This is a genomic window from Agrobacterium sp. 16-172Ci, assembly GCF_053522725.1.
Genome location: NZ_JBNWBW010000018.1, coordinates 1 through 19,020 on the forward strand (window position 1 = coordinate 1; position 19,020 = coordinate 19,020).

Genomic DNA, 19,020 nt, shown 5'->3' on the forward strand with positions numbered 1-19,020 from the left:
CGGCAATTCCAGGAAAGGCGCACCATTGCGCAGGGCTCCGGGTTTGCGCTGGATGACCGCAAGGTAATGCCGCCAGTCATAAATCGTCCTCGGCGGTTTGTCGTGGCTGCGCTCTATGATCCGCGGATGTTCGCAGAGGACATTGCCCTCGACCGCAATGACCAGTCTCTCGGGATAAATCCGTAGGCTCACGGGGCAGATTCGCAAATGATGCTGGCACACTGTAACGATTACGCTCGAAGGTGATCAGGCATGTTGGCGAGACCCGCTTACTCTGCTCGACAAAGCCGTCAAACATGGCGGGCAATGCCATCAAAGCAGGCTGCTCATCAGCCCAAACATCCGCGATCGTGCCTGACAAAGTGCCATGCGCGGTGTCCCGCCACAGGTCCTGGCAATGCTGTTCCAGCCAGAGGTTCAACGTTGCCAAATCCGGGAAGTCCGGCATTTGTTGCCACAGGCGTGGTCGGGCATCCTGAACGTTCTTCTCGACCTGCCCTTTCTCCCAGCCTGCGGCGGAATTGCAGAACTCTGGCGCAAAAACGTAGTGGTTCGTCATCGCAAGGAACCGGATGTTGACCTGTCGCTCCTTGCCGCGGCCAACGCGATCGACCGCCGTCTTCATGTTATCGTAGATGCCGCGAGCAGGCACGCCGCCGAACACACGGAAGCCATGCCAATGGGCGTCGAAGAGCATCTCGTGCGTTTGCAGCAGGTATGCCCTGACCAGAAAAGCCCGACTGTGCTATAGCTTGATATGTGCGACCTGCAACTTCGTGCGCTCGCCGCCGATCACGGCATAGTCCTCACTCCAATCGAACTGGAATGCTTCGCCCGGGCGGAAAGACAGCGGGACGAATATGCCGCGGCCCGTCGTCTGCAGCTCACGTTGCCGGTCAGCCCGCCAATCACGGGCGAAGGCGGCAACCCGAGCATAGGAGCGGGTAAAGCCGAGAACCACCAGATCGGCATGAAGCTGCTTTAGAGTTCGACGCTGTTTGCGTGACCTCCCGGCCTCGGTCTTCAGCCAGGCCGCCAGCTTATCGGCAAAAGGATCAAGCTTGCTCGGTCGTTCCGGTATCGTGAACGTCGGCTCGATCGTACCGGCGTTCAGATACTTCGCGATCGTGTTGCGCGACAGCCCGGTGCGCCGGCTGATCTCCCGGATCGACTGCTTCTCACGCAGCGCCATCCGACGGATGATGTTTAGTTGATATCCGACATTACCTGGCAGCATATCCCGACGACGCGAAGCAGGCCGTTTCAGCCTCTTTGAGCAAGTTGAACTGCGTCGTCTGTCCGGTCCCCTCGTCACGCCGTTCCGTTTCGAGCAAGCTAAAGATGCTCTTGAAGAGACGGGGAAACGTCACAGACTGGGCAAACTTGTTGTGCTGATGTGAGCCGCGAATACGCGGAACAAGCAACTCATAAATAGGGGCCAAAACAGGAGTAGTCCGAAATCGACGGACGTGGGCATGTCCTCAGCGTCGTTGCCTGGCTCGCTGAAGGCATCGATACTGAGATTTACAGTTCAATCGAAGAGACTTTGGCTGATGCGAAGAGGCCATACGCCAATACTTTGGCCAACGATATTGTCCGGTGAGAATGTGTGCTCCTATCCGAGCGGCGAGATACGGGCCAACAAATCTGGCAACAGCAGCTTTCTCTGACTGTAGGCGCGACGAGAATCAAAAATCAATAACCTAACGGTAGGTTGCGTTGACTTTCACGTGCTGCCGAAAAACGCGCCTGAATTCGCGATAACTCTCAAACCCAAGAGAGATTGCCAGCCGAACCACCGTCGACTGGGTGACTGAACAACGAACAGCAAGGGAATTTGCTGTACCGAAGGCGACGATTTCCGGATAGGCGACCGCAAATCGCGCTACTCGCTCTTGACGGAAAGATAACGTCACACCTTGGACCGCAAGCATGCTTTCCAGATCAAGAACTGTTTTTGGCTTCTGAACTTCTGCTTTCGCTTCCATGATGATCCTCTTAGCCTCACCAACAGGCTTCTGGTCACGAACTTTTCCAACATATATGTGCTGACAGAGGCCGACAGCGCCCCTGTCAGCTAGGCCTTCAACTCACAGGAACCGGCTGTTTTCTCGACACGGATTCAATGGCAGCAAGGGCGATCGCCAGAGCGTTGCGAGCATCAGCTCCCGTGGGTGCATTCTGAACAACACCGCGACGAGCCGCCTCAACGAAAGAAGCAAGCTGCGCCGTGTAGGCTTGGACGAAGTGGTCCGTGTCGCGCCGCCATGTGTCGTTGGATACGCCAGTCGCGTCGAACAGCGTCATGCTCGAACGTCGTACGTCGCCCATCGTGACCATTCCGCCGGAGCCGAATACTTCGCCGCGAATATCGTAGCCGTACATTGCAGAGAAGTTTGCTTCCGCAACCGCAATAGACCCGTTGTCAAAGCGGATATTGACGACCGCCGTGTCCAGGAAGCCCTTGTCGCGTGCATCCGGGCGAACCAATGCATCTGCCATTGCAAACACTTCGACAGGCTTTGCGCCGGGGTTCAACCAAAGCAATGTGTCGAAGTCGTGTATAAGGGTTTCATAGAAGATCGTCCACAACGGAATACTGTCAGGATCACCGCCGAACGGACCCGGATCGCGTGTCAGCGACCGGATGAGTTGAACCGCACCGATCTTTCCAGCGTCGATCGCTGCGCGGCCTTCAAAAAATGCCTGGTCCCAACGGCGATTAAAACCGACCTGCAGGGGAACACCCGCGGCCTTGGCGGCCGCAATGCCGCGATCCGCATCTTCAAGCGTGAGTGCCATCGGTTTTTCGCAGAAGATCGCTTTACCGGCCTCCGCCGCCTGCACAAGGATATTGGTGTGAAAGCGTGCAGGTGTGGCAATAATGACCGCATCCAGACCGGGGTGAGAAAGCATTTCTGCGACGTCGGTATAAGAAGCGTCGGCGCCCAGCGCGTCTGCAAGTTTTGCGGCGGCCCCGGGAGCGGGATCAGCGACGGCCACAAGCTCCGCGTCTACGAGCCTTCTTGCGACACTCTCCCCATGGAATGAACCGATGCGCCCTGCCCCGATAAGTCCGACGTTGACTGTTTTGACCTTGGTCATAATTTTTAGTCCTGTTTTTGAAATCAGAGAGTGAAGGCTTCGCGGAAGGCAGCGAGCGCTGCGTCGGCATCTCCGGATGCCCAAGCTTCCATCCCGATCGGGCCGGAGTAGCCCATATCGCTCAGGGCTTTTGCGATCCCCTTCCAATTCACCTCGCCGGTGCCCGGCTCAAATCGGCCGGGTACGTCAGCCACCTGAATCTCACCGATCCACGACAGGCTCCTGCGGCAAAGTTCGATCAGGTTCCCCTCACCGATCTGCGCGTGGTAGAGGTCAAGGTTCAAACGCAGACGCGGGTGATCGATGCTGGATACAAGCGCCAACGTGTCTTCGGCGCGCCCGAACGGCACGCCGGGGTGATCGACGGGAAGGTTCAGGTTCTCCAGTGTGAAAACCACATTTTCTTCTTCCGCGAGGTCAACGATACGGCATAGCGTCTCCTGAGCCTTCAGCCACATGGTTCCCGTGACGACCTCGACAGGCTGAACCGGCAGTCCACGATCCCCGAGGCCTGTGCCGTGAAGGTTGAGGCGCTGAACGCCAAGACGTTTGCCGATCTGAGCCGTTTCGCGCGCGGTTCTCAAAAGTTCGGTTGCGCCCTCATCATCGGTGAGGCGGCCTGTCAGGTAACCGTTCATAATTGTGAAGGTCGCACCGGTGGCTTCGAGCTTGTTGATGTCGTGTTCTGGCCAATTCCAGAGGCCGACGCCAAATCCCTGCTCCTTCAATCGGGAGGCGCGCCATTCGATTGGTTTGTCCCGCCATAACATCTCCGCGCAGGCGGCTAACGGAAACGGGGTGTTATTTGTACTGCTCATTTGGGGTGGTTCCCTGGATTTTGGATATGGCTGTCCCAAGGCCCCGCGAATTCGCCGGGCCAAAATTCATGTTTCCAAGTGTCTTCAGATGGTGCCGCCCAGCTCCGCGGAGATCGACTGTAGTTCCTTGCCACCGGCCATCAGATTCTGCAGGCCATCGAGGTCGATTTCGTGTTTGGCAAATGTGCCAAGCGTCTTTCCCCTGTTCAGAGCTGTGAAACGATTGCCGACGGCATAAGCATGTCTGACGTTGTGGGTAATGAAAATCACGCCCAGACCTTTGCTGCGAACCTGATCGATGTACTTCAGGACCATGGAGGTCTGCGCAACACCGAGTGCAGATGTCGGCTCATCGAGAATGAGGACTTTTGCCCCGAAGTACACAGCGCGTGCAATCGCCACGCATTGACGTTCGCCACCGGAGAGCGTGCCGACGGCCTGCCCGGGTTCGCGCACATCGATGCCGATTCTCTTCATTTCTTCGCTGGTGACGCGATCCGCGAATTCCATGTCCATGTATTTGAACGGACCGAAGCCCTTCAACGGCTCGCGCCCCATAAAGAAGTTTCTTGTGACAGACATCAGTGGGATCATCGCCAGATCCTGGTAGACGGTCGCGATCCCCGCATCGAGCGCATCTCTTGGCCCCGAAAAGAGATGTTGTTTGCCCTCGACCAGGAAGTCGCCGGATGTCGGCCTGTGAACGCCAGAAAGAGTATTGATCAGGGTTGATTTGCCGGCTCCGTTATCTCCGAGAAGGCACAGAACCTCTCCTTCGTGGACACTCAGCGAAACGCCGTTGAGTGCGATAATCGAGCCGAAGTTCTTCGCGGCTTAACGCTCGTCGGCCTGAAGTGGGCGAGCGGCGGTTCAACCCAGCTTCGCGGGATGAGAGAGGCTGTTGCGGACAGTCCCCTTGCGCCGCTGTTTTCAGGCGATGCCTTCCCGGGTCTCTGGCGGTCCAAGGTTTGGGATCAGAGCAAAAAACTCAAGACCCTCCCGAAAACTGGAGGGAAGTCGGGTCTCAGGTCACAGGTTCGAAACTCTGCTCAATGATCGTCAGCTTTTGCTCGGTTGTCCACCGCCTACGGCGGACATCGCCCGTCAGCAATTCAACGTGTCGATACTCGTTAGACATAAGCCTATACCCAAGCTTGTACTTGAACCTTTCTGCTTATGCCGACTGTCCGGTCGAAATGGGGGGCAGTTCATAAGAAAACAAGAGGATTCTGACATGATAGAGAGAACGACAAGCAGCGAAATCACTTTCGTGCATCAATTCGTACTAAGTAGCCTCATGGCACATTTGGAAACTGGCACCTAACGTCTCGTCGTCGATGAAGAGTTCGTTGAGGGCCTTAGTTTTACGGCCTACAGGCGAATGGCAAACCACCTTGAGATACCTGCACTTTCCGCAAAAAACAGTCAAACGTCAGTTCTTGCAGGTGTCTGCGGCGGAGATTGAGGATATGCTCCGAAAAGACGCCGAATTGGGGAGTGAATAGCCCCGAGTTTCGTAGACACCCTCGGGTTAGATTTTCTGCTGCTTCTCGAACTCGACGGGCGACAGCATCCCGTTCCTGACGTGTTTGCGTTTCGGGTTGTAGAACATTTCGATGTAGTCGAACACGTCCTGGCGTGCTTCATCGCGTGAACGGTAGACTTTGCGCCGTATCCGCTCTCGCTTCAGAAGATTGAAGAAGCTCTCGGCCACCGCATTGTCATGGCAGTTGCCGCGTCGGCTCATCGAGTGAACCAGATTGTGGTGCCTGAGGAACGAGGCCCAGTCCATGCTGGTAAACTGCGAGCCCTGATCCGAGTGGATCAGCACCTTGTCTTTCGGTTTGCGTCGCCACACCGCCATGAGCAGAGCCTGCAATACGACGTCCGTGGTCTGTCGGCTCTGCATCGCCCAGCCGATGACCCGGCGAGAATAGAGGTCGATGACAACCGCAAGGTAAGCGAAACCTTCGCAGGTTCGAATGTAAGTGATGTCCGTGACCCAGGCCTTGTCCGGAGCTGCTACGTCGAATTGCCGGTCGAGCTTATTATCGACGACGACAGACGGTCTGCCGCCATAGATGCCGGGACGGCGTTTGTAGCCGATCTGCGCCTTTATCCCGGCGAGACGCGTCAGGCGCGCGACCCGGTTCGGGCAGCACATCTCTCCCTGATCGAGAAGGTCGTCGTGCAGCTTGCGATAACCGTAGACCTTGCCGCTCTCTTCCCATGCCTTCAGGAGGAGATCGGTCTGTCGCTTGTCCTCATTGGCTCGCCTGCTCAGCGGGTTCTTCAGCCAGGTGTAAAATCCACTCGGGTGAACCCGCAGAAGGCGGCACATCGTCCGCACCGAAAACTGCAAGCGATGCAAAGCAATGAACGCGTACTTCACTTTGCATCCCTGGCGAAATACGCGGCCGCTTTCCTAAGAAACACTATCCGCATCGGGGATGGGATCAAGTTGATATCCCAAAGAGCGAGCACGGCGCTGCAGGTTTGCCAAGACTCGACCGCGATGGCGCTCGTCATATGCCGCCGCACCAGGATCACGATAAGCCATGCCGAACCGAAGGGCATTGAAGAAGAGAACCGCGATCTTACGTGCCGTCGCCGTCACGGCTTTCTGCTTTCCGATGCGCCCTGCCAAACGTCGGTAAAATGCACCCAGTGCCGTGTCGCTTCGGCCAATCGTGGTGGCTGCCAACCGCAAGAGTGCGGCTGCCCGGCTCGATGATCGGCGCGTTTTCGACGAGAGAAGTCTTCCGCCAGATATTTTGTTGCCGGGAGCTAGGCAGAGCCATGATGTGAAGTGCTTGGCGGTGGGCCATGCTCGCAGATCCGTTCCGCATTCGCCGATGAGCTTGAGGGCGAGCGAGGAGCCAAGTCCATGGATTTGCGTCAAGTCTGTGCCCGTAAGGCCGTATAGAGCGGCCCGGACATCGAAGGATGGCGCATTCGTCTGCTTGGTCTTAGTCCGGATTTTTGGCAGCGGCGCGCGCGGCTGTTCGACTTCTGCAGTCATCATGGCAATCGCCGTTTCCAGCTTGCGGTCGCATTCGAGCATCTTCAATTGATAGAAGTCGTAGAGCGCCAGTGACTGGGAAAGCGCAAACACGTGTTCATCACGATCGTTACCGATCAGGGATGCTCGGATTGTTTCGACAGAAGAGTGGCAGCGAACATCACGCAATGATGCCAAGGCCTCGGGATCGCGCTCGCCGGAAACGATTGCCCGGATAATCTTCATACCGGTCACGCCGGTGATGTCGGAGACAACATGATGGAGTTGCAGGTTCATCTCCATCAGAGCCTTCTGCATGTGCTGGACATGAGCTGCCGCATACTCGACCAGCCGTTCTCGCTGGCGCAGATAAGCACGCAATGTTGCGACCTGTGCGGTTGGCCGAAAGCTTCCGCGTAACAGACCATAGGAATGCAATTGGCGAAGCCATGCCGCATCGTTGACGTCGGTCTTCCGGCCGGGGACGTTCTTCGCATAACGCGCATTGACCAGGATCACTTCAAATCCGTGCTGCTCCAGAATCTCGAATGCCGGTATCCAGTAGACGCCGGTCGACTCCATCGCTACGCTCGTGACGCCACAAGAACGGAACCACGCGGCAAGGTCATGCAGGTCATGAGTGAAGGTGCCGAAAGCGCGGATCGGCATGTCGTCACTGTCCGGATTGACCGCCGCCATATGCATAGTGGACCCGATGTCGATGGCGGCTGCGCCCGGATTCACACGGGTGAGGTTCTGCGGGGCTGATGATCTTGTCTTGGGCATGGCTTCTCCTCCTTTGTTTGGGGAAGGGGTGGGCCGCGCAAGTTCGTCATTTTCCTAACCGGGATCGCGGCTGAAGCCGCGTCACCACTCTCAAGTTCGCAACAGCCCATGTGCCACGTTTTTTAACGGGGTCGAACGCCTCCAATAAGCAGTCGGCAACTCCCCTCCGGCAGCGATCGTAGCATGACCTGTTTCTACCGCGCACAGGCGGACCAAAGCCCGTGATCGTTTTTTAGGATATCGCGTTCCTCAGTGACGCGAGCCAGTTCCTTCTTCAGCCGCCTGATCTCCTCGGCCTCGTCGTTACCCTTGGAGTCCGACCCAGCAAACTTCTTCTTCCATTCATACAGCGAATGCTGGCTGACGCCGAGACGCTGCGAAACCTCAGCAACCGGATAGCCCCGCTCCGTGATCTGCCGCACCGCGTCACGCTTAAACTCTTCGCTGAAATTCGATTTGCTCATGATGCTCTTCTTGCCTCAAAATTAGGAAAGAAGGTGTCTACAAATCTAGGGGCTATTCAGAGAGCCACCGCAACGAACTAAGGAGAGCTGCCAGCGTTGCGGCGTCGAAAGACAATCTTCATTACGTCCCATAGGCTTGATCAGAGTGCACGCCATGGCGAAAACTGGAGCTTAGGTAACCCTGTTGTTCCCGTGTCTACGGGATTGCCTGATCAACCAATCCCTGAACAACACGATATTCGGATTGTTCGCCTTCCTCTCAGGGTAAACGACATAATAGGAATCGTCGGAATGTGTAGCGTCTCCGAACGGCATATGTAGTTGCCCGTTTGCAATTTCGTGTTCGATGTAAAACGTCGGCACGACTGCTATACCAAGTCCGCTGACTGCGGCATTTATGATCGTCTCATAGTGACTAAATCGTATTCCCTGAATACGACCGCTATAAGATAATCCGGCAAAACGCAGCCAGTTCAGCCAGAGGCTCGGCCTGCCGGCATTTTGTATCATAGGGAAATTCGCAAAATCGAGTGGATCGAGTTTCTCGCCCAATGGAATGAGGTTGGGTGCTGCAACGACAGCAAGTTTCTCAGGGAAAAGTTCAATCGCGCGGGCATGAAGCCACGTGCCAGCCCCCCTCAATACCGTTATGTCCAGACGTGTCGTTTCAAAATCTGTCGCAGGGGTCGCGAGTGTGAATTCAAGAGGTATGTCGGGAAATGCCGAGATGAACGTGGACAGCCTTTGCGGCAACCAGCGGGCCGCAAAAGTTGGATGCGTTCCCACCATCAGGGAGGAATCCACACTACGGCCCCGAACCGCATCGATCGAGATTTCCTCAAGCCGGTCCAGCGTGAACGCAAGGTCGCGATAATAGTTGGCCCCCACTTCCGTCAGCACCAAACGTGGGCCTGAACGGTGAAAAAGGGTAGTCCCCAGAAAATCCTCCAGATTACGGATTTGCCGGCTGATACCACTCTGCGTGAGACCGAGATCATCAGCGGCGCGCGTGAAGTTCATATATCGGGCAGCAGCTTCGAAGGCATGCAGCGCCGAAAGTGATGGAAGATACCGCCTCAATGCTCAACCCCTTCATCATGACTAAAACTCATGCAAAGTGGATTATTCGATGTTTTGTTTTAAATGCAAGATCGTCAAGACTGACTCATCCGGCGAACGTGCCTGTAACCCGAAGGGAAAAGGTAACTGCCGAGACTGCGACGCGGATAACTGGGAACCCGCCGAAGCAGGAGTACCATCAAATAATGTAAAAAAGGGGATGACATGAACAGACGTGATTTTGGAAGCCTCCTTGGACTTGCCGGTGCGGGCGCGGTTGCAACCGCTCTTGCTACACCTGCAGTCGCACAGGCACCCGCCGCAGGCTCCACATTTGAACGCATACGCAGCAGCAAGAAACTGCGCGTTGCCGGGATTGTTGGAACCGAACCATATTATCACAAGGATATCGCGACCGGTGAGTGGTCTGGCTTTTGTATGAGCATGGCCCGCGATCTGGCAAAGTCGCTCGAGGCTGAAGTCGAAATCAGCGAAACCACCTGGGGCAACGCGGTTCTCGATCTTCAGGCCAACAAGATCGATATCATGTTCGGCCTCAGCCCCACACCGTCACGCGCACTGGTGGTCGAATTCACCCGTCCGATCATGCAGAATACCTTCACTATCATCGCCAAGCCCGGCCTTGAGCCGAAGACCTGGGAAGAGCTGAACAAGCCGGAAATCCGCATCGCGGTCGATATCGGATCGACACATGATCTTTTCGCCCGTCGCGTTCTGCCAAAAGCAACACTTGTCGCGCTGAAGACCCCTGACGAAGCAACACTCTCGGTTCAAACCGGTCGCGCTGACGCTGTCATCCAGGTCGCAATGTTGTCATTGGTAACTGTCAAGAAGAACGCGAATGTCGGCAAAATCGTTGTCCCCGGTCCAATCGTGCGTCAGCCGACCTGTGCCGGCGTTCGTGCAGAGGACAGTTCACGATTCCGGACATTTGTAGACAACTGGCTTGAGTTCAATCGCTCTTCCGGCGTGGTGACGAGCTGGATCACTTCAAGTCTCGATCTGGTCGGCGTTCAGAAAGAAGATATTCCGGCCGATATTCAGTTCTGATGATCGGGTGTGGACAGGGTCACGCGTGATCCTGTCCCTGTTTCCAACAGGAGCTGCCGTCGCGTCAGGCACGGCGTCCATTGTATTTTCCGGTGAAATCATGGCCAACTCGCTTGGTATCATGATGCTCGACACGACGTTCGAGCGTCCTTTGGGTGATGTGGGCAACGCGGGAAGCTGGCCGTTCCCCGTCGTCTACAAAACGGTCAAGGGGGCAAGCGCCAGAACGATCGTCAATGGCGAAGACGATGCGGTTTTGCTCGATGCCTTTGTGGCTGCCGGTGAAGAGCTGGCGAGAGAAGGCGCCTGTGCATTGACGACATCATGCGGTTTTCTGGTGCTGCGGCAAAGCGCGCTCGCAAGCCGCCTCACGCTCCCTGTTGCAACCTCCAGCCTGCTGCAAATTCCGCAGATCACCGCCTTTCTTCCGGCTGGAAAGAAAGTCGGAGTGATTACATATGATTTCAACTCTCTGACGGATCGTCATTTCCGGGAAGCAGGCGTCAAGGATATTCCTCCGGTTACCGGACTGCCCAAAGGCGGCGCGTTTCACCAGTTGATCGAGGGTGGCAAGCCCTATGACCGCGAGGCCCTCAGCAACGAGTTATTGCAGACCGTTCAGGATCTCGTTGACAAGCAGCCTTCCATCGGCGCGCTCCTATTTGAATGCACGAACTTGCCGCCTTTTTCAGCGGAGATATCGAAGCGTTTTGGCCTTCCGGTGTTCGATATCCTCACACTTGGCCGGTGGCTTCATGCAGGAGCCTCGATTGGTGAAGCGCGCTAGAGCATTTCCAGGAAAAGTGGACGCCGGTTTTCCGTCCGGAAATGCGTAAAACAAAAAGTGGGAACGATATGCAATATCAATGGGACTTCGGTTTTCTCATACAGTACCAGAGCCTGATCTGGACGGGTGTACTTTATACAATCGGGTTTACGATTGGCACTGCGGTTTCAGGCTTGATCGTCGGTTGTCTGGTCGCACTGGCTCGCCTTTCCAACGTAAAAATCCTCGGCGGGCTTATCACGGGCTTCATCGAGATATTCCGTTGCACGCCGGTCCTGGTCCAGCTTGTGTGGTGCTATTATGCGCTGCCGATTCTGACCGGAATAGAGTTGTCGCCGGGTGCGGCTGCCTTCATCACGTTGACGCTTTATGGCGCATCATTTTTCGGCGAAATCATCCGCGGAGGCATCATTTCGGTTGATCTTGGCCAATGGGACGCGGGACGCGCGCTTGGCATGAGGCGACATCAGCTCATGGCGCGCGTGGTTTTACCCCAGGCATTTCGCCGCATGATCCCGCCCTTGATGAACCAGACAGTTCTACAGCTGAAAAACACGTCGCTTCTGTCGGTTTTGGCCGTTCCGGATCTGCTTTACCAGGGCCAGTTGATCACGTCCGCAAGTTATCGGCCGCTGGAAACCTACACGATGATCGCAGTCATCTATTTCATCCTCCTTTTCCCGCTGACACGCTTCGCTCACAGGCTTGAAGCGCGTGCAGGCCGCTGATCACGAAAGGCTTATCATCATGTCAGAACACAATATGATCGAGCTTTCCGGCGTCAAAAAATCCTTCGGCGACTTCGAAGTCCTGAAGGATATCACGCTGAACGTGAAGAAAGGAAACGTCGTCGCGCTCATTGGCCCCAGCGGCTCAGGAAAATCGACGTTACTGCGAAGCGTCAATCTGCTGACGGTTCCGGAGCAGGGCTTCATTCGCGTGGGTGACCAGGCAATTGACTTTTCCAGCACGCGGAAGCTGCCCGGTGACAAGGCGCTTGCCGCCTTCCGCGCAAGGACAGGGATGGTTTTCCAGAGCTTCAATCTTTTCCCGCACATGAACGTCGAGCAAAATGTGATGGAAGGGCCGATCACGGTGCTGCGAAAATCCAAGGCCGAGGCGCGGGAGATCGCCCGCGGACTGCTGGAAAAGGTAGGGCTCGCCCATAAGTCAACGGCTCCCCCCGACAGTTTGTCCGGTGGACAGAAGCAACGCGTCGCAATCGCTCGGGCATTGGCGATGAAGCCTGAAGTCATGCTGTTCGATGAAGCGACCTCGGCGCTCGATCCCGAGTTGGTGGGAGAGGTTCTATCCGTCATCCGCTCTCTTGCCGCCGAAGGCATGACGATGCTGCTGGTCACGCATGAAATGGCATTTGCCCGCGACGTGGCGGATCGTGTCATCTTCATGCGTGATGGATGTGTCGTTGAGGAAGGCGAAGCGCGCCAGGTGATCGACAATCCCGTTCAACCGGCGACGCGATCCTTCCTGAGCCATTTCCATAATGGTCTTGGTCCGAACTGATTGTACCGACCGCCCCTTCTGCCGGGTCGTGGTTGGCACGTAAATTGAAAAACAGGTCATCCCGGTTCTGCCCCGGGGTCCATTAAAGTGATCGAAAAGCGTTGAACCCAACTTCCGCGTCACAGCAGGAGACGGATTTTTGCGCCCATCGATCAGCGATCGTCTAACCGCTGTAATGCTCGGGAATGATAGACATGCACGTAATCGTAATTGGCGCAGGCATAGTGGGTGCAAGTGCGGCGTTGGAATTAATCCGGGACGGCCATCAGGTTACAATTCTTGAAGCCGGTGAGCCGGGTGGGCGCCAGAGCGCCAGCTATGGACACGGCTGCTGGATCAGCCCTGCATCGGTCGTACCCATGTCGATGCCGGGTCTCTGGAAGCAGATTCCGAGTTATCTGCTCAATCCAAAAGGTCCGCTCGTCATCAGTTGGCGCCATATTATCAAGCTCCTGCCTTGGCTGGTGAGGTTTCTCATTGCCGGCTCGACGGTCGCCAGGGTCGAGAAAACCGCGCGTGCGCTGGCAACCCTTCTCGGAGACAGCCCGCAACGCCACCTCAAACTGGCTGAAGAACTCGGCCTCAGCCATCTCATTCGCCAGGAAGGTCTGCTCTACGCTTATCCGGGCAGACAGGATTTCGAGGCGGAGAAATTATCATGGCACCTGCGCTCCATGACAGGCTTGCGCTGGAAAGAACTGGATGCCGGGCAACTGCATGCACGGGAACCGCACCTTTCCAATCGGTACAACTTCGGGGTTCTGGCGCAAGATGGCGCCCATTGTGTCGATCCCGGCGCTTACGTTGCAGCGATCGTCTCCGCGGCAATCGCCCGTGGCGCAACTCTTGTAAAAGCGCGAGCGAACGGTTTCGTTTTCGATGATAACAGCCTGATCGCCGTCGAGACGGATAACGGTCGCCTCGAATGCGACAGGGCCGTGATCGCATCCGGTGTCTGGTCCAAAGCACTCGCACGCAAGGCTGGCGACCGGATTCCGCTCGAAGCCGAGAGGGGCTATCACGGCGTTCTCGTTTCCGAAGAAAACGGGCCTTCGTATCCAGTCATGCCAAGCGATGGCAAGATGGCGAATACACCCACTTCAAAAGGTCTACGTCTTTCGGGACAGGTCGAGCTGGCTTCGGTGGAGACGCCACCAAACTGGAAACGTGTCGATATTTTGATCGAGCACGCCCTTGCCACATACGATCACTTGACGCCACGCGCGGCGATGAAGCTCGACCGTTGGATGGGCCACCGCCCGTCCACACCGGACGGTTTGCCGGTCATTGGCACCTCCTCCCGCTCGAACAACGTTTTCTACGCCTTTGGACACGGGCATGTCGGGTTTGCATCCGGTCCGATCACTGGCCGGATTGTCGCAGACATGGTGAGCGGCAAGGCGCCCACCTCCGGTATCGAGCCGTTCTCGCCAAGGCGTTTCGCCTGAGCGAGACCGGCTCATGAAAATTGGGAAAACATCCCGTCACGCTTCCCACAGCATGAGTCGGTGACCGTGATCGTCCTCAAAACCACGCAGGTTGTGACTGAATTTTAAAGTAGCGAAAGGAGACCGTCGTGCGCGGCGCAGATATTCTAGTGGACATGCTGATCGGATATGGGGTCGAAGTGATATTCGGCGTACCGGGGGACACCAACGTTCCTTTTTACGAGGCATTGCAGGAGCGAGAAGACAAGATTCGTCACGTTATGGCACGCGACGAACGCTCTGCCGGTTACATGGCCGACGCCTATGGACGCTTCACCAGCAAGCCCGGCGTCTTCGAGTGCCCATCAGGCGCAGGCGCCATGTATTCGCTGCCACCTGTCGCCGAATCCAATTCATCCTCTGTTCCCGTCATTCTGCTGACGATCGACATACCCCTCCCCGGTGAAGGCCGTGGCGTCTTGACCGAACTGGATTGTGCTCGCCTGTTCGACCCGATCACAAAAATGTCGGTGCAGGTAAAATCAGCGGAGAAACTGCCGGAAATCATTCGTCGCGCATTCCGCGTTGCATGCTCTGGCAAACCGGGTGCAGTCCATTTGCAGATTCCGGAAGACATGCTGCTGGCCGAGGTAGACCCGGCGCGGGTATCGCTTCACGTCGAGACGGAATGCAAACAGTTTCCCGCATATCCAACGCTTCCGCCACAGGACAAGCTGGATGCGGTGATGTCGATGCTGACAAGCAGCAAGAAGCCCCTGATCGTCTCGGGCGGCGGTGTCAACCGCTCCTGTGCCGGCCCGGAGGTGACGGAGCTTGCCGAACGCCTGAATATTCCAGTCTGCACCACAATGACCGGCCAGGGCACCATGCCTGACGATCACCGGCTGGCTGTGGGTGTCATTGGCGACAACGGATTTCATCCGCATGCCAACTGGTCTCTGGAACACGCCGATTTTGTCCTATTCGTCGGATCAAGAATGGGTTCGGTCGTAACCATCGGCTGGACCTTCCCGAAGATCACGCTCAACAAGCGTGTCGCCCAGATCGATATCGATCCTGAGATCATGGCCAACAACTACGAAAATGTCGTATCGGTACAGGGTGATGCACGCCTTGTGCTCCAACGCCTCATCGACATGGCCCCTATTGATCATGATGCGGCAAGGACGCAGGAATGGGTCGATGAACTGAACGGGTTGCGTGCCAACTTCTGGGAGAATGCCGAAGCGCTCTTGAACTCCGAAGCCGCTCCGCTGCGCCCCGAACGGGCCGTGCGCTGCTTTAACGAAGCATTGGAGGCCTACGGGAAACCGGCCCATATTTACTCTGACGCGGGCACGCCAACCCCGCACATGACCCGCTTCCTGAAACTGAAAGACCGCAGGACCCGATTTGCCATACCGCGCGCGTTCGGCGGCCTGGGGTCTGCGCTGCCAGCCACAGTTGGAGCGTGGTTTGCGAACAAGGACCGGCGGCCGATCGGCATGTTCGGTGATGGCTCGTTCGGCATGACGGTAGGCGAGCTTGAAACCTTGGTACGCCTTCAGGTTCCCGCCATTCTCCTGCTGTTCAACAACGGCACCTTCGGCTGGATCAAGGGGCTGCACCGCCTGAAGGGACACAACCAGTGCTTCGGCGTGGATTTCATGCCGCCGCGCGGGCAGGCAATTGCGGAAGCATTTGACGTCAAGGCCTGGACCGCGACCAATTCGAAAGAACTCGACAAGGCGCTGGCCGAAGCGTTTGCATATACATCCGGCCCATGCTTGATCGACATTCACGTTGAATCGATCGCAGATCGCGTTCCGCCTGTCTATTCGTGGCTGACCAAGCGCGGCAAGGACCCGCTAAGCATCGAAGCCGAGGAAGTCCGCTACTTCTGAGCGGAGCACAAAACCAGAGCGCCGGTGCAGTTCACCGGCGCTTTTGTAGCGGGATTGGCGTCGAGGAATCGCCCGCATTGGTCGGCTCCCGGCCCTCTGCTTATATTTTTTTTCAAATGGGTCTTTTTAGCCGATAAGCCGATCTATCACCTGCAAGGGGTGCGGCAACGATTTCCCGTCGATCACCTTCACCTGCGAGCGGCAGGAATAGCCCGTGGCCATGACCACATTATTCCCGTTTGCATTTGACACCGGCGTCGACCAGCTCATGCCGTAAAGCTTTTTAGATATCGCGCGGTTGCGCACCTCATGGCCGAAGGTTCCCGCCATGCCGCAACAGCCGACATCGATGATATCGAGGCTTATTCCCAGCCCTTCGAAAATCCGTTTCCACTGGCCTGCCGAGGCGGGAATATTGCTGCGTTCGGTACAGTGCAGTAACAGTCCGAAGCTGGCGCCTTCTTCCCGCGGCAGGTTTGCCGAAAGCCGCCCGGTTTGTGCAGCCAGCCACTCCTGCGGCAAAAGAACCGTGGACTTCAATCCGGCGCCGGGCAAAGATCTGTATTCGCTGCGAAACGCCAGCGTCATCGACGGATCAAGCCCGACAAGCGGCACCTCGAGATCGGCAATCGACTGGAGATAACGCGCCGTTCGCGCCGCCGCATGCTCGAAACGCTCCAGATAACCATGCACATGCAGCGCCTTGCCATTGATCTGCGGCTCGGCAAGAAAAGGCAAAAGACCCATCTTGCGGGCAATCCTCACGGCCGCAAGCACCACATCCGGATCGAACGACGCGGTAAACGCATCTGGCACGAACACCACCGCCCTCTCCCGCTCGGCCTGGGTGAGGTTTTCAATCCGCTCGCGGGTGGCGGTCGCGACGCCGAGGCGACGTGCCTGGTCGGCAAGCGGCATTGCCGGCAGCAATGGCAGCGCCATCAGTCCAGCCATACGCAGCAACCAGCGGCCCGGCCCGGTTCCGGCCACGAGGTTATAGAGCGGCCTAGTCCGCATCATAATTGGCAAGGTGGTTTCGATGGCGGCAACCAGCGGGTCTTTCAACGGGCGCAGATAACGGCTGTAATAGAGTTCCAGAAACCTGGCGCGAAACGCAGGCACACTAACCTTTACGGGACATTGGCCTGCACAGGCCTTGCAGGCCAGGCAACTGTCCATGGCCTCACGCACTTCATGGGAGAAATCGCTTTTGTTGGCCGGATTGAGCGTGTTTGCCGCCCGGCGAATAAATGCCGGCAAGGCCGCAATTCCGACGCGCAGCGCCGCAGCCTCCTTTCGCGGATCGGTTCCCTTTTCGGCAAGCAATCGCAGCCATTCCCGCATCAGCATCGCCCGACCCTTCGGCGACTGGCGTCTATCGCCCGTTGCTTTGTAGGACGGGCACATCGGGCTGGTCTCATCGAAGTCGAAACAGGCACCGTTGCCATTGCAATAGGCGGCATTATCGAAAGCGGATCGGATTTCGTTGCCGATAACCCGATCAACGCCTCCTCTCAGCGGCACTTCGTCGATTTTCAACAGGGCTTGTGAAGCTGGCGCGGCGATCTTGCCGGGGTTAAGACGATTATCGGGATCGAACGCCTGCTTGATGCGCTGCAAATCAGGGTAAAGGTCCTGAAAGAACTGCGGCACATATTCCGAACGCACGCCCTTGCCGTGCTCACCCCACAACACGCCGCCATATTTGCGGGTCAGCGCCACCACGGCATCGCTGATATGGCGCACCATCGGCATATGATCATCGCGGGTCAGGTCGAGCGCCGGACGTACATGCAGAACGCCCGCATCCACATGGCCGAACATGCCGTAGGACACGCCGGCATCATCGAGCAGCGCCCGAAACTCCCGGATATAGGCCGCAAGGTTCTGCGGCGGCACGGCCGTATCTTCCACAAAGGCCACCGGCCTCACCGGTCCGTCGACACTGCCCAGCAGACCGACGGCGCGCTTGCGCATCGCCCAGATCGCTTCGGCATCATCATGACCACGGGCAATGGTATATCCCCGGTGGCTGGCGTCAGTGTCGAGCGCTGCAATGACCTGCGCCAGATGCCGCTCCAGCTCGTCCTCATCATCGGCCAGCAGTTCGACAATATTGATACCGTTGGCTGGGCATTGGATATCGTCAGGAAAGAAACGGGCGATACCGTTCCAGACGATATCGCCCTTCGCGAGGCCGAGAACCTTCTCGTCGACCGTCTCGACCGAAGCCACCATGAGGGCAGTCAATTCGCGTGCGTGTTCCAGCGCCGTGTTGAAATCGCCATAGCGGATATTCACCAGCGCCACATGCGCGGGGATCGGCAGCAGATTGAGTTCGGCCTCGCCGATCATCGCCAACGTGCCTTCCGAGCCACATAGAATGGCGTTGAGATCGAAATCACCATTGTCGCGCCGCACATGGGCAAGGTCGTAACCCGTCATGTAGCGGTTAAGATCGGGGAAAATCTCGCGGATACGGGCGGCCTTTTCGCGCGTAATCTGCTCGACAGTGCGATAAATTTCACCTGTCCGGTCATCACGGGCCATCGTTTCAGCCAATGCGGCGCTATCCAGCGGGCGTGACCACAGGTCCGAGCCATCCATGAGCACCACGCGCAGGCCGCGCACATGGCCGGAGGTCTTGCCATAGAGGCAAGATCCCTGGCCGCAGGCATCGGTGGAAATCATGCCGCCTATGGTTGCGCGGTTCGAAGTCGAGAGTTCCGGTGCAAAGAACAGGCCATAGGGTCTGAGTGCCCGGTTAAGCTGGTCCTTGACCACACCCGCCTCGACACGAGCCACCCGCGTCACAGGATCGATCTCAAGGATCCGACGCATGTGGCGGGAACAATCCACCACGACGCCTGATGTCAGCGACTGACCGTTGGTGCCGGTGCCACCGCCGCGCGGCGCGATGACCACGCTGCGAAAGGCAGGCTCTGAAAGAACCTTGGCAACAATTTTCAGGTCACCGGTATCTTCGGGAAAAAGCACCCCGGCAGGCTCCATCTGGTAGGTATCGCTTATCGCTGGTAGATTGACAGAGGCCCCGAATCCGTCGAATCTGGGCT

12 protein-coding genes and 5 pseudogenes are annotated in these 19,020 nt (G+C 57.0%); 7 read left to right on the top strand and 10 right to left on the bottom strand.

The genetic code is table 11. The features are described from left to right. The 5 genes and pseudogenes from istA to ACQZ40_RS16310 form a co-directional block, all read right to left on the bottom strand. Positions 1-1,237 (bottom strand): annotated as a pseudogene (gene istA / locus ACQZ40_RS16290) (IS21 family transposase); the annotation flags it as partial. 466 nt (positions 1,238-1,703) lie between these two features. After that, positions 1,704-1,988, bottom strand: a complete 285-nt coding sequence (locus ACQZ40_RS16295) for a MurR/RpiR family transcriptional regulator (RefSeq protein ID WP_142914335.1) — start codon at positions 1,986-1,988, stop codon at positions 1,704-1,706. Between the two features lie 97 nt (positions 1,989-2,085). Beyond that, positions 2,086-3,105 (bottom strand): Gfo/Idh/MocA family oxidoreductase, encoded by a 1,020-nt coding sequence (locus ACQZ40_RS16300; RefSeq protein WP_448748289.1) that lies wholly within the window; start codon positions 3,103-3,105, stop codon positions 2,086-2,088. 23 nt (positions 3,106-3,128) lie between these two features. After that, the gene (locus tag ACQZ40_RS16305; RefSeq protein WP_448748290.1) at positions 3,129-3,923 is read right to left on the bottom strand and encodes a TIM barrel protein; all 795 of its coding nucleotides are present in this window, start codon (positions 3,921-3,923) and stop codon (positions 3,129-3,131) included. A gap of 84 nt (positions 3,924-4,007) precedes the next feature. Beyond that, the gene (locus ACQZ40_RS16310; RefSeq protein WP_142913994.1) at positions 4,008-4,736 is read right to left on the bottom strand and encodes an ATP-binding cassette domain-containing protein; all 729 of its coding nucleotides are present in this window, start codon (positions 4,734-4,736) and stop codon (positions 4,008-4,010) included. A 9-nt stretch (positions 4,737-4,745) separates the two neighbouring features. Here ACQZ40_RS16310 and ACQZ40_RS16315 point away from each other — a divergent pair. Further along, positions 4,746-4,880, top strand: a pseudogene (locus ACQZ40_RS16315) (ABC transporter permease); the annotation flags it as partial. A 574-nt stretch (positions 4,881-5,454) separates the two neighbouring features. Here ACQZ40_RS16315 and ACQZ40_RS16320 read toward each other — a convergent pair. From ACQZ40_RS16320 to ACQZ40_RS16335, 4 genes and pseudogenes are all read right to left on the bottom strand, one after another. Beyond that, positions 5,455-6,348: pseudogene (locus ACQZ40_RS16320) on the bottom strand (IS3 family transposase); the annotation flags it as partial. Beyond that, on the bottom strand, positions 6,349-7,710 hold the full coding sequence (locus tag ACQZ40_RS16325) for an IS110 family RNA-guided transposase (RefSeq protein WP_142913995.1): 1,362 nt from the start codon (positions 7,708-7,710) through the stop codon (positions 6,349-6,351). A gap of 230 nt (positions 7,711-7,940) precedes the next feature. Further along, a pseudogene (locus ACQZ40_RS16330) lies at positions 7,941-8,174 on the bottom strand (transposase); the annotation flags it as partial. Positions 8,175-8,345: 171 nt separating this feature from the next. Continuing rightward, entirely contained in the window at positions 8,346-9,254 is a 909-nt protein-coding gene (locus ACQZ40_RS16335; RefSeq protein WP_142913996.1) for a LysR substrate-binding domain-containing protein, read from the bottom strand. Positions 9,255-9,458: 204 nt separating this feature from the next. Here ACQZ40_RS16335 and ACQZ40_RS16340 point away from each other — a divergent pair, with 204 nt between their 5' ends. The 6 genes from ACQZ40_RS16340 to ACQZ40_RS16365 all read left to right on the top strand — a co-directional run bounded on the left by ACQZ40_RS16340 (position 9,459) and on the right by ACQZ40_RS16365 (position 15,946). Next, positions 9,459-10,304, top strand: a complete 846-nt coding sequence (locus ACQZ40_RS16340; RefSeq protein ID WP_080794731.1) for a transporter substrate-binding domain-containing protein — start codon at positions 9,459-9,461, stop codon at positions 10,302-10,304. A 100-nt stretch (positions 10,305-10,404) separates the two neighbouring features. Continuing rightward, positions 10,405-11,091, top strand: coding sequence for an aspartate/glutamate racemase family protein (locus tag ACQZ40_RS16345; RefSeq protein ID WP_142914081.1), 687 nt, complete (start codon positions 10,405-10,407; stop codon positions 11,089-11,091). Positions 11,092-11,159: 68 nt separating this feature from the next. Beyond that, the gene (locus ACQZ40_RS16350; RefSeq protein WP_142913997.1) at positions 11,160-11,819 is read left to right on the top strand and encodes an amino acid ABC transporter permease; all 660 of its coding nucleotides are present in this window, start codon (positions 11,160-11,162) and stop codon (positions 11,817-11,819) included. A 19-nt stretch (positions 11,820-11,838) separates the two neighbouring features. Beyond that, positions 11,839-12,615: an amino acid ABC transporter ATP-binding protein gene (locus ACQZ40_RS16355; RefSeq protein WP_142913998.1), complete on the top strand. Its 777-nt coding sequence runs from the start codon at positions 11,839-11,841 to the stop codon at positions 12,613-12,615. Between the two features lie 194 nt (positions 12,616-12,809). Beyond that, positions 12,810-14,063: an NAD(P)/FAD-dependent oxidoreductase gene (locus ACQZ40_RS16360; RefSeq protein WP_142913999.1), complete on the top strand. Its 1,254-nt coding sequence runs from the start codon at positions 12,810-12,812 to the stop codon at positions 14,061-14,063. A gap of 128 nt (positions 14,064-14,191) precedes the next feature. Beyond that, positions 14,192-15,946, top strand: coding sequence for a thiamine pyrophosphate-binding protein (locus ACQZ40_RS16365; RefSeq protein WP_142914000.1), 1,755 nt, complete (start codon positions 14,192-14,194; stop codon positions 15,944-15,946). Between the two features lie 126 nt (positions 15,947-16,072). Here the strand turns inward: ACQZ40_RS16365 and ydiJ are convergent. Further along, positions 16,073-18,970: pseudogene (gene ydiJ, locus ACQZ40_RS16370) on the bottom strand (D-2-hydroxyglutarate dehydrogenase YdiJ); the annotation flags it as partial. Positions 18,971-19,020: the final 50 nt, after the last annotated feature.

Excerpts from the sequence above, each read along its gene's own strand:
- ACQZ40_RS16345 (WP_142914081.1), top strand. The coding sequence starts at position 10,405 with ATGGCCAACTCGCTTGGTATCATGATGCTCGACACGACGTTCGAGCGT.
- ACQZ40_RS16360 (WP_142913999.1), top strand. The coding sequence starts at position 12,810 with ATGCACGTAATCGTAATTGGCGCAGGCATAGTGGGTGCAAGTGCGGCG.
- ACQZ40_RS16350 (WP_142913997.1), top strand. The coding sequence starts at position 11,160 with ATGCAATATCAATGGGACTTCGGTTTTCTCATACAGTACCAGAGCCTG.
- ACQZ40_RS16295 (WP_142914335.1), bottom strand. The coding sequence starts at position 1,988 with ATGGAAGCGAAAGCAGAAGTTCAGAAGCCAAAAACAGTTCTTGATCTG.
- ACQZ40_RS16355 (WP_142913998.1), top strand. The coding sequence starts at position 11,839 with ATGTCAGAACACAATATGATCGAGCTTTCCGGCGTCAAAAAATCCTTC.
- ACQZ40_RS16300 (WP_448748289.1), bottom strand. The coding sequence starts at position 3,105 with ATGACCAAGGTCAAAACAGTCAACGTCGGACTTATCGGGGCAGGGCGC.
- ACQZ40_RS16325 (WP_142913995.1), bottom strand. The coding sequence starts at position 7,710 with ATGCCCAAGACAAGATCATCAGCCCCGCAGAACCTCACCCGTGTGAAT.
- ACQZ40_RS16340 (WP_080794731.1), top strand. The coding sequence starts at position 9,459 with ATGAACAGACGTGATTTTGGAAGCCTCCTTGGACTTGCCGGTGCGGGC.
- ACQZ40_RS16305 (WP_448748290.1), bottom strand. The coding sequence starts at position 3,923 with ATGAGCAGTACAAATAACACCCCGTTTCCGTTAGCCGCCTGCGCGGAG.